The sequence below is a fragment of the Hypericibacter sp. genome (assembly GCF_050729195.1).
Classification (GTDB): Bacteria; Pseudomonadota; Alphaproteobacteria; order Dongiales; family Dongiaceae; genus Hypericibacter.
On record NZ_JBOHKS010000067.1, the window covers coordinates 1 to 10,495 of the forward strand.

13 protein-coding genes and 1 pseudogene are annotated in these 10,495 nt (G+C 64.7%); 1 reads left to right on the forward strand and 13 read right to left on the reverse strand.

Annotated elements, in window-relative coordinates:
• The 12 genes and pseudogenes from ACREE8_RS05530 to ACREE8_RS05585 form a co-directional block, all read right to left on the reverse strand.
• A partial coding sequence (locus tag ACREE8_RS05530; protein WP_431571994.1) for a glutathione S-transferase N-terminal domain-containing protein occupies positions 1–115 on the reverse strand: 115 nt, incomplete at its 3' end.
• 91 nt (positions 116–206) lie between these two features.
• On the reverse strand, positions 207–509 hold the full coding sequence (locus ACREE8_RS05535) for a DUF1330 domain-containing protein (protein ID WP_431571982.1): 303 nt from the start codon (positions 507–509) through the stop codon (positions 207–209).
• A gap of 141 nt (positions 510–650) precedes the next feature.
• Positions 651–1,040, reverse strand: a complete 390-nt coding sequence (locus ACREE8_RS05540; RefSeq protein ID WP_431571983.1) for a hypothetical protein — start codon at positions 1,038–1,040, stop codon at positions 651–653.
• Between the two features lie 117 nt (positions 1,041–1,157).
• Complete coding sequence (locus ACREE8_RS05545; protein ID WP_431571984.1) at positions 1,158–1,823, reverse strand: hypothetical protein; 666 nt, start codon at positions 1,821–1,823, stop codon at positions 1,158–1,160.
• Between the two features lie 12 nt (positions 1,824–1,835).
• A complete protein-coding gene (locus ACREE8_RS05550) occupies positions 1,836–3,236 on the reverse strand; it encodes a selenium-binding protein SBP56-related protein (protein ID WP_431571985.1) in 1,401 nt (466 codons plus the stop codon).
• Between the two features lie 201 nt (positions 3,237–3,437).
• Positions 3,438–3,560: a hypothetical protein gene (locus ACREE8_RS05555; protein ID WP_431571986.1), complete on the reverse strand. Its 123-nt coding sequence runs from the start codon at positions 3,558–3,560 to the stop codon at positions 3,438–3,440.
• Positions 3,561–4,051: 491 nt separating this feature from the next.
• Entirely contained in the window at positions 4,052–4,300 is a 249-nt protein-coding gene (locus tag ACREE8_RS05560; protein WP_431571987.1) for a zinc-finger domain-containing protein, read from the reverse strand.
• Positions 4,301–4,487: 187 nt separating this feature from the next.
• Positions 4,488–5,525 carry a rod shape-determining protein gene (locus tag ACREE8_RS05565; protein WP_431571988.1) on the reverse strand — a complete coding sequence of 346 codons (1,038 nt, stop codon included), beginning with the start codon at positions 5,523–5,525 and terminating at the stop codon, positions 4,488–4,490.
• Positions 5,526–6,234: 709 nt separating this feature from the next.
• The gene (locus ACREE8_RS05570) at positions 6,235–6,705 is read right to left on the reverse strand and encodes a hypothetical protein (RefSeq protein WP_431571989.1); all 471 of its coding nucleotides are present in this window, start codon (positions 6,703–6,705) and stop codon (positions 6,235–6,237) included.
• A gap of 247 nt (positions 6,706–6,952) precedes the next feature.
• Positions 6,953–7,879 (reverse strand): complex I NDUFA9 subunit family protein, encoded by a 927-nt coding sequence (locus tag ACREE8_RS05575; RefSeq protein ID WP_431571990.1) that lies wholly within the window; start codon positions 7,877–7,879, stop codon positions 6,953–6,955.
• 127 nt (positions 7,880–8,006) lie between these two features.
• Positions 8,007–8,522, reverse strand: a pseudogene (locus ACREE8_RS05580) (hypothetical protein); the annotation flags it as partial.
• Between the two features lie 15 nt (positions 8,523–8,537).
• Positions 8,538–8,702 carry a GFA family protein gene (locus tag ACREE8_RS05585; RefSeq protein WP_431571991.1) on the reverse strand — a complete coding sequence of 55 codons (165 nt, stop codon included), beginning with the start codon at positions 8,700–8,702 and terminating at the stop codon, positions 8,538–8,540.
• A 197-nt stretch (positions 8,703–8,899) separates the two neighbouring features.
• On the opposite strand from ACREE8_RS05585, the gene ACREE8_RS05590 reads away from it, so the two are divergent.
• The gene (locus tag ACREE8_RS05590; protein ID WP_431571992.1) at positions 8,900–10,102 is read left to right on the forward strand and encodes an aromatic ring-hydroxylating oxygenase subunit alpha; all 1,203 of its coding nucleotides are present in this window, start codon (positions 8,900–8,902) and stop codon (positions 10,100–10,102) included.
• A 32-nt stretch (positions 10,103–10,134) separates the two neighbouring features.
• Here the strand turns inward: ACREE8_RS05590 and ACREE8_RS05595 are convergent.
• A partial coding sequence (locus ACREE8_RS05595; protein WP_431571993.1) for a hypothetical protein occupies positions 10,135–10,495 on the reverse strand: 361 nt, incomplete at its 5' end.

Below are 10,495 nucleotides of genomic sequence, written 5' to 3' on the forward strand. Positions count from 1 at the left end.
GGTTGTCGGGCTCGATATGCTGGAACTCGAAATCGACCTTCTTCTCGCGCAGCACGATCGCGGCGCGCTGCACCCAGGGACAGGTCTTGAAACTGACCAGCCGATATTTCGCCATGGCAGCCTCGCAAAGGATGGGGACGGGGAAGGCGCCCAGCCTCGCATGGTTGGGCGTTGCGGGCAAAGCAGGAAGGGCTGGGGGTAGTGCCTCAGTTTGGTTTTTGGGCGACGCCCTCGACAATGATGGCACGGTAATCAGCACCTTTAAACCGATGTTGGCTTGCCGCCTGGTAGGCCGGGCTGCTGTACCAAGCCTTCGCCTCCGCGAAGGTCGGAAACTCCAGCATCATCATGTCCTCGAAGTCTGGGCCTTCGACGACTTCCTTTTGTCCGTGCGCGATGCGGAACGTGATCGGATGACCCGCCATAGCGGGGGGAGCCGCCTGCTTGTAAAGCTCGACTTCACCCTGATTGCGCGTCCGCTCTTTTATGAAGATTACATAGGCGACCATGGCTCGCCCTCCCTTCAATTCAGGGGATTAGGCCAGCGAATCCCTCAACCGTCCATACGTGATCGGCGACGCTTGCGGCCATGGTGGGGGTGAAAATATTGCTGACGTTCAATCTGAGACACGACCGGGCCGGGGCGTGCCTCAGTGTGAACGATCGGGCAGTCGAATCATGACGGCATCGAACGGCTCGTCGGAAATGACCTCCGTGACATGGCCGCCGCCTTCCGTGTCTTCCATCATCAGAATATCGCCAGCCGAGATGACGCGGGGCTCGCCGATATCCGGCGTAATCCGCATTCTGCCGGCGAGGCCGAACAGGATGTATCGCCTGGGGGTTGGATGTTTCTCGCCATTCCAGTCGACGGGCAGCCGGATCAAGACGTAGGCCGAGGCCGGTTCGGCATCCGAAGCCCACAGCGGGGCGGCTGGCGGCGCGAAGTCCCGCAGATCGCGGGAAATTTCATAAGGTTCGATACAGCTCGCACCTGAAGCATTCTCAAAGAGCCGCAGCGCGGTTCTGGGAGCATTCATGGCGACCTCCCCAAGGTTGATGGCTTGGAATTCCGGGCAACGACGTCAAACCGAGACACGACCAGGGTTCAGGCCTGCTCCTGCCCGCGCGGCCGGCGACCTGTCCCGCGGGACGGCTCAGGGTTGCGCCGCGACGCCGATGGCAAGCGAGAGCGCACCCACCAGGACGAGACTGACGGCCCAGCTCGAATCCAGGTTGAGCCAGCTCCGCGACAGGACCCTGAGGCCCAGATAGCGATAGACCAGCCAGGCCGTGACGCCGCCGGCGGCGATCATGGCGGCCGCGTGAACGAGGGAGACCAGAAGCGCCATGCCGAGATCGGCGTTGATGAGCGCGCCGGCCGCCCCATGGCCGCTGTCGGGGTTGGCGCCCCGGCAGAGCCCGAGATAGATCGGCAGGAGCATCAATCCCGCGCCGTGAGCGATCGCGACGGCGAAGGACCAGAGCCCGAGCCGCGCCGGCCCGATCCGCGCCAGCGCCCGGGGATGGCGCCGGTCGACGAGGCGGAAGAGGCCGAATCCGATCACCAGCAGGCTGGCGCCGATCTGGATCTGCCGCTGCCATTCGACGAGGGCGAACAGCAGCGTGAAGGGAAGCAGCACCGCGAGCATCGCCAGCAGATGGCCGGCGGTCAGCGGCCCCAGCGCCGCCAGGAGCGCGCGGGGGCTCCGCTCCATCAACCCGGCCGAGACGGCGAGCGGCCATCCCATCCCGGGGTTCAGCCCGTGATAGAGGCCGCTCGCGACGACGGCCAGCCACAACGCTGCCGGAGCCCAATCCACGTCCGCCCGGAATCAGGCCGAGGGATAGCAGAAGGAATCCGTCGAGCAGTCGCCGCCCTCGAGCCGGATCTGATGCGCCCGGTATCCCTCCGGGAAGTCCACCCAGTAATCCCTGGCCAGTTCCAGGCCGCCGCCCGGACCGACATTGGCCATCACCTGCGCGCCCGGGATGCCCTGCGGATAGAACTGGTCGTCCCAGCTCGAATAGAGCGAGTTGGTCCAATAGACGCGCTTGCCGTCGCGGCTGATCTCGACCATCTGCGGGCCGCCCGCAAAGCTCTTGCCGTTCGGGTGGGGCGTGCGCCGCGCGATGCCGCCGATATGGACCGAGCCCGCCAGCGTCGGCTTCCTCGGATCGGTGACGTCGTACTGGCGCATCTCGCCGGTGCCCCAGCAGGCGACATAGAGGAACCGGTCGTCGAGGGAGAGGTCGATATCGCTCACCAGCGGCGGCACCGCGCCGAACCCCTGCAGGAGGGGCGGCAGCTGGTCCTTGGGCGCGGGCTCCGGCGGAATCGTCGCGGTCTTCTCGATCTGGAACTTGCCGCCTTCCCGCCACCAGGTCCAGATCGAGCCCTCGAGATTCGTGGTGTCGACCACGACGCCGAGGAAGCCATATTCGCGAACCGGATCGTGCGCGGGCCGCACCTCGAGCGCCATCTGGTGGTTGGCGCCGAGATCGATCGTCTGGACATTGCGCCGGCGGCTCAGATCCCAGAAATTGATCGCGTGGCCGTATCTGTTCGCGAGCAGATCCTCCGCTACGATCCCGTTCTCGAACTGCGGCGGCAGCGCCCATTCGCTCGACACCATGTAGTCGCGCGGCAGGTTCCACCAGAAATCGTAATGCAGCTTCTGCGGCCCGCGATCGAGCTCCCAGCGGCCGAGGACCTCGAAGGTCTCGCAATCCATGATGAAGACGCCGGGCGGTCCGTCGGTGCCGTCCTTGCCGCCGCCGCCGAGCGTGCTGACATAGATGCCTTCGGGCCCGCAATGGACGGTGTGGGGCCGCGAATATCCGGTCTTCCTGAAGATTTCCTCCGGCTCGATGATCTTGTGGATCTTCGCCTCGGCGGGATGAGGCTTCGTGTCGACGATATAGATGCGCGAGGAGCGGATCCCCGGAATGATCAGGAAGCGGCGCTCGAGGAAGGCGTGGCCGCTGAGCGGCGACAGCGCGGAGGAGCAGGCATTCCAGCCGAAATGATGAAACTCGTCGCCCTTGAAGGGCATCGTCACCTTATGGACGATCCGGCTGTAGGTCGGCGAGCCGGGCTTGACGTCGATCACCGCGAGCGCGTCGGGCTGCGAGAAGTCCGGGCTGAGCAGCAAGGTGTAGGCGACGGTCTCCGGCGGCGCCTCCATCGCCAGCTTCGGCGACGCGTGAAAGGTCGGATCGGGTCGGATGTTCATCGGCGTGTCTCCCTGGCTGGTGTCGAGCCGCGCGGGGACTGCCTTCTGCCATCGACGATGGCGTGCAGCCTGTCGGGTGACTTGTGCTGGGCGCAAGCCTAGACCTGTGGCGTGAAAGATCAATCCAGCGCTATGCGCGCGTCGGCCGTTCCGCCGGCCCGCCGCGACAGCGGGCCAACCCCTTACGGCTGCTGCCGGAATTCATTCCTGACCGCCGGCCACGGCTTTCGGCGCGCCCGACCGGCGGTTTCTGGCGCGGAATGGCGGCGCGACGCGCTGCATCCAGGGGCAGCCCCTGAAACTGACCCGTTGGATCTTCGCCATGGCAGCCTCGCTGATGGGATTGGAGATGGGACGGTCTCGCAGGGTTGGGCGCGTTCGGTTAAAGCACCGGGCGTTCCGCGCCTTCGCCAGCCTCGGCCAAGGGCGAGTGACCAGGCCGTGGATTCATAAGCGCGATGCCATAGGCGGATCGCTGCGAGCCTGACGAAGGCGAGGACGTTCGCGGAGCGCTTCTCGTGCCCTGTCGCGATTCGACGGTAGCGCTGGATCGGGTTGAAGAAGCGCTCGACGCGGGTCTTCTTCCATGTCTGATCCAGTGTCCGATTTCAGCCCGTAAGCGGCCGCCGGATGCCGATTTCTGTCGTTTCCGCAGATGACCCGAAGTGGACACTGGCCTCTTTGTGCAGTTGAATTTAGAAAATGAGAAATACTTATCCCCTTAGCTCAAAAGCAACGCTTTTCCCGTCTCGCCCTCGACCAGATGGCTTTCAAAAGAGTCTCTGAGAGACCGACGCGGCATCAGGTCTTTCTCGTTACTCTCCTAGCTCATCAATGAACAAGCAGTCAGGCGGGTCGGCCTCGCCTGGACCCAAGCGCGGGTCGAAGCGGAACAAGGTCGCGCAGTAAGGGCACCGGATCGTGTCGTCGTCGCCCATGTCGAGGTAGATGTGCGGGTGATCCTGGGGCGGCGATACGCCGATGCACTTGAATACCTTGATCCCGATCCGGATCTCCGCCACGGCATTGTCGTTCCTGAACCTGGCATAGGCGTAATCCGCCATGGTGCTCCGCCAACTCGCTCTCCATGATGCCGATCTCTGTGAGCTGATGTTCAGCAGAGCGGTCCGTCAGCATGCAGCTCTCGATAACCTCACGGAGCACCATCAGCTCTCTTTCAAGCTCGGCGCTCGTGAACGGCTCCCAGGCAGAATCGATCATGCATTCTGAAAAAAGAACATTCACCTGACTTTAACTGTCGATCAGCACAGCCTTGAGAGCCTTCATCTCCTCAAGACAGCGGCCGGCGCCGAGGACAACGCAGGACAACGGATCGTCGGCGATTGAGACCGGCAGGCCCGTCGAGTATCGCAGCACGAAATCCAGATTGCTCAGCAACGCGCCGCCGCCGGCGAGCATGATCCCCTCGTCGACGATGTCGGCGGCGAGTTCGGGCGCCGTATGCTCGAGCGCCACCTTGACCGCCTCGATGATGGCGCCGACCGGCTCGGCCAGACTCTCGGCGATCTGACGCTCGGTGATGACGAGCTCCTTGGGCACGCCGTTCATCAGGTCGCGGCCCTTGATCGCCATGACGCGGCCGTCGCCGTCCTCGGGCGGACAGGCGGAGCCGATCTCCTTCTTGATGCGTTCGGCGCTGCCCTCGCCGACCAACAGGTTATGGTTCCGGCGGATGTAGCCGACGATCGCCTCGTCCATCTTGTCGCCGCCCACGCGCACCGAACTCGCGTAGACGATACCGCCCAGCGACAGTATGGCGACCTCGGTGGTACCGCCGCCGATGTCGACGACCATGGAGCCGGTCGGCTCGGTAACCGGCAAGCCGGCGCCGATCGCCGCGGCGATCGGCTCCTCGATCAGCCAGACCTTGCGGGCGCTGGCGCTTTCGGCCGCTTCGCGGACCGCCCGGCGCTCCACCGCGGTCGAGCCGGACGGCACGCAGATGATCATCTGCGGGCTGGCGAAGCTCCACCGGTTGTGCACCTTGCGGATGAAGTGCTTGATCATCTCCTCGGCGACTTCGAAGTCGGCGATGACGCCATCGCGCAAGGGGCGGATGGCGGTGATGCTGGCGGGCGTGCGGCCCAGCATCATCTTCGCTTCGTCGCCCACCGCCAGCACCTGCTTGCGCCCCTTGTACTGGGCGATGGCGACGACCGATGGCTCGTTCAACACGATGCCACGGCCCTTGAGATATATCAGCGTATTCGCCGTACCCAGGTCGATGGCCATATCGGCCGACAGCATTCCCAGGAGTCTGCCCAGCACTATCCGGCCCCGTTGTTTTCAAGAAAAGACCCGCAATATGGCGCCTACCGTGGTTGCATCGTAGCCGCTGGCCGGAGAAACAAAGACCGGGGCTGGCCTACCGGGGCATCGCCGCGCGGAACTTCGAGCGCAGCTTCCAGCTTGCCGACTATGTGGAGGTCAAGAGCGCGAGCCTCGAGAACGTGCTCCGGCACGTCGACCTCGCGCGAGATCCCCGAGGCGATGAAGCCCCGGACGATAGCGAGCTCCCGTATGGTCCTGGAGGTCAAGCCAACCCACCTCGCTGCCTGAGGCTCCGACCGGTTGGATTCCGGGAGCGCCCCGATTTTCGGGGCGCTTTCGTTTTGTCCGAGCGCCACGAGCGACGTCGGACCGAACTATGGGGGCCAAGTGCTCAAGGTTTTGGCAAAAGCGCCCGACGCGGGTGCGATGCCCGAGCTCAGCGCAGCCCCCGAATGGCTGTATCGGGTCCTGCTCGTTGTCGGGGTCGTCGCAATTGCAGTCGGCATCAGCGTAGCGCAGCGCAAAACCCGGTCGGCGCTCACGCCTCACCAACGCTTCTCGCGAAGCCCGCCGCGCATCGACGGTCGCCTCAATGCGCGTCTACCGCTCCCGCCCCTCGCGCGGTCGCATGAAGCCTCCCCCAGGATGCAGCGCCACCGCGCCGATTCCCGGAGCGAGAAGGCTTGTTTTCGCCCGCCGCTTCCGCTCAGGTCATCAGCAAGCCGACCGTGAGCGACACCGCAACGAAGGTGCCAACGACCAGTGACTGTGCATCCAACGGTCGACGGGTCGCAGCGGCGCGAATCTGCGCGGCTGCGGTGTTAGCCGCCATCATCGCGCCGTGATGACAGAAGCAAAGGATATCGTGCAGCTCCCTTTCACTGATGCCGAAAAATGCAACGGCATCGCCCACCGTGTCTCCGGCGAGGCCTTCGGCGCGCAGCCGCGGATCGTTGAATGCCACGGTCAGCAGCGAATCGTCGGCGCGCAGCGCTGCCCGCTTGACCGGCGGTGCATGCTCGATCTCAAACAGTGTCTTGAGATGCCGTCCGCCCTCGCGCTCCAGGGCCTCGGCCCAGCGCTCGAGCCGCTCGGACTTCGATAGCGGACGAGGGCTCAGCCAACTCGGCAGGATATCCGCGGCATCGCGAATCTTATCCAGGGTCTTGTGTTCCATGACGTCCTCCAATTCTCGTCGGCAGATTGGCCGCCATGGGGAGAATTATACTCCTGCAGCGATCGAGAGGAGAGTCGAGAATTTCCTGCACGGCCTGAGCGGCGTCCTGAGACGATGCGCACGCATTCGAGAGCCTTGGCATCGACGTCCACGACATGCGCAGGCTGGCTGGCGCACCGCTCACCGGCTTCTCATTGCCCGGTCTCGCTGTCGGAGGTGGATGGACTTACGGCAGCGAGGCCGGGCTTCAGTGCTGCTCCGGCAGGTGCGATCTGCCGATGTAGGTCGGCACGACTTCCTCGACCCCTTTCGGCTCGATGCCGAGCTCCCGGAAACCCGGCAGGACTCCGCTCGCCACGTTATCCGTCCTGAGAAGGTCAACCTGGCTGGTGGTGAGGGGCGGGCTCGGCAGGAGCTCGAACAGCCGCGCCTGGAACGTGGCAACCGCAAAGGGGACCGGCATGAGCAGTCGCCGTCTGCCGATGAGGCGCAGCGTAATCTTGACCAGCTCACGCATCGTGTACACCCCAGGACCGGCGAGCTCATAGGTCCGGCCGGCGGTGCCCGGGTCGGCGAACATGCGGGTGATGGCCTCCGCCACGTCCTCGACATAGACAGGTTGCAGGCGGGTGCGGCCGCCGCCGATCAGCGGCAGCACCGGGAGCATCCGGGCAAAGTCGGCGAGCGTCCCGAACAAGGCGTCACCCGGACCGAACATGGCGCCTGGGCGGACGATGGTGGTACCCGGAAACGCCTGCTGGGCCAACAGTTCGCCGCGTCCGCGCGCGCGAACGTAAGGATACCTCGACCCGGGATTGGCGCCGATGCCGGAGACGAGGACAAGGCGAGCCACTCCGGCTGAGACGGCCTGTCGCGCTACCGTCTCGGCGCCTTGCTCGTGTACGGCCTCGAAGGTCACACCGCGCTTCTCGACATAGGCCGAGACCGCGTTTACGACGGCATCGGCTCCGGAGACGGCTGCGGCGACCGAGGTTTGCTCGCGCACGTCGGCGCTGAACACTGTGATCTGGTCCAAACCAGCCGCGCGCAGGGCGCTCCGCGCCGGATCGGGATGCCGGACAGCGATGCGCACACTCGCCCCTTCGCCGGCGAGGCGCTGCACGAGCCGCCGGCCGAGGAACCCCGTGCCGCCGAACACGGTGATCGTGGTCATGGCATTGCCTCTGGCATTTTGGGTCAGGTCGGCCCCAACAGCAACAAACGATCGCTTTTTCGGCGAATTCAGGACCACTCAGGGCGCTGGTCGGCGTCTCGCCTCTCCGCAGCGACCAGGAATGATGTCAGCCCTGGAACGTGATGGCTGCTGCGAAGGCGTCGTGCATTGGCCGCCTGACGAGGATCACATCGGGCAGCTCGGTCGTCTGCTGCGCCTGTCTTGGTATCCAAGCCGGGAAGCGCTCGCGACGAACGGCACGACGAGTTCCCGCGAAACAGCGCCGTCGTCCTGAAGCGCTATGGCGAGCTGATGTCCGCAGCTGGCACCTCTCGGACATACCGCCTGCCGCGTCTGACGGCCGCTTGGAGCTCGAGACCAGACCCCAGAAAGTCGCCATGTCGCCGCGTTTATGAGTCCACGCCCTGGGTCTCGGACCCCGGCAAGGAGCTGAGGCCGGCCGGCCAGGGCTGCGCCCTGTGGACCCAGTTCTGGGATTTCGGCGGAAGCGCGTCGCGTTGGCGCGCGGTCGCGACGCGGACATGGAGCGGCGGTCCCCTTCGGCCGCGCTGGACCAGATCGGCGTTCCACATTTCGGACAGAACATCTGGGCGCGTTTGGTGCCGCTGTCAGCCGTCTTGACGTAGACCGTCGGTTGTCAGGACAGGAGCTTGAAGCCGTTCTTCCCGACGGGGACGACCGTCCGGAAAGCGGAGCCGGCGAGGATCTGGCAGTCGGTACCGTGGCAGATCCGCACTTTCTCGGGATCGACCTCAGCCTCGTAAGCGATGAAGCCGCAATAGCAACGTCCGTCGATTTTCATCGCCCGGCTCCTTTCTGGCCGCGTCCAGCTGCCGGCGCGGGCGTCGAATGATGACAGATACGGGAGAGTCCAAACGGGTCAAACCGAGACAAGGACCGCCGCGGGCCACCGCATTTGTGCGCCGCGCTGGCAGGCCCTATCATGCCCTCATTGCGAGTGCGGATTCCGGGCCTGCTCATTCAGGGGGAAAGAGCGCCATGCCTTCCGTCGATGCGTTCCTGACCGAGGCGGATCGCCGGGCGATCCGGGCGCCGATCGAGACGGCGCGCACCTTTCCGCAAATTGCCTACCGGTCACAAGGATTCTTCGAGCTCGAGGTCGAGCGGGTCTTCAGCCGCAACTGGGTCGCGGTCGGGTTCGGCAGCAGCCTGCCCGAGCCCGGCGACGCGGCGCCGGTCGAGATCTTCGGCATGCCGCTGCTGCTGACGCGCGGCGACGACGGCGCCCTCCGCGTCTTCCACAATGTCGGCGCCCATGACGGCTGCCCGGTCGTGCTGACGCGCCGGTCGGGTCTCAGGCCGATCGAGGGGCCCTATCATGGCTGGCAGTACGATTCGCGCGGCCGCCTGATCAAGGCGCCGTTCTGGGACGGAACGCCCGATCCGGATGTCTCGGGCTTGCGCGCGCAGGGCGGCGATCTTCAGGAAATCCGCTCCGGGACCTGGCAGGACATCGTCTTCGCCGATCTCTCCGGCCAATGCGCACCACTGGAGCAATACCTGGCGCCCCTGACCGCACTCTTCGCCGATCACGATCTCTCCGGCCTGGAGATGGCGATGGATGCGCCGGAGGGCGACGGCGTCCACCACGTGCTCGCCAGGGCCAACTGGAAGCCGCTCTGGGAGAACTACGCGCCCAACGTCTATCACGAGGGCTTCGTGCATGAGATGTATCGCCAGTCGAAATATGTGCCGCGCGTCGACGCGGCCGGCAACAAGACCTTCACCGAGGTCAATGACGGCATCGTCAAGGGCCTGGGCTTCGAGACGGCGCGCGTCAGCAACACCTATCCCGCGGTGACGTTCCCGAAGATCAAGTCGAAGCGGACCGGCGAGCCGGTCGCGGTCTCCTTCATCCTCAACATCTATCCGAACTGGGCGCTGCTGGTGTTCCCGACACATTTCCGCGTCCGCATCCTGGCGCCGCTCGACGCCGGGAGCTGCGAGTGGCGGATCGCCAGCTATTACAACGAGGGCGCGGCGCGCGATCCGAGTTCTCTGGCGATGCGGCAGCGAAGCATCGCCGGCTCACTGCATGCGGGCCAAGAGGACGACGCCATCTGCGAAGCCGTCCAGCGCGCGCGAGGCTCGCCGGCCCACCGGTCGCATTTCTACTCACCGTTCTGGGACCGGATGCATTGGGACTTCAACCGGATGGTGCTGGGGGATCTGGAGAGGTAGGGAAGGGAGCCTGCAGGACCGGCGAGGGCGCTCTAGTTGTCTTCCTGGCCCATTCCCCAGTCGGAAAGACGGAGTTCGTACCATCCGGGCTTCAACCGGCTCTGGCCGATCTCCAGAATGGATCCCCCGTCCAATGTCCATTTGTACAGACCATTCGAATCCATCCGGCTCTCGCCAAGCGCGTAGGTTTCTCTGATTTCCTCGTAGACTTCTTCGTAGGTACGATCGCTGGCAAATTCATATTCGATGACGTAAGCGCGGCCTTTGTTCGTAAAGTCGACGTCAAGCACTTCCTCGGCATTCATCACGGCGCAATACAGCGACCGTTCGTCGATGAGAATCTTGTCGTTGCCGCATTGGGGCAGCACATCTTGAATCTGCGTGGATGTCATT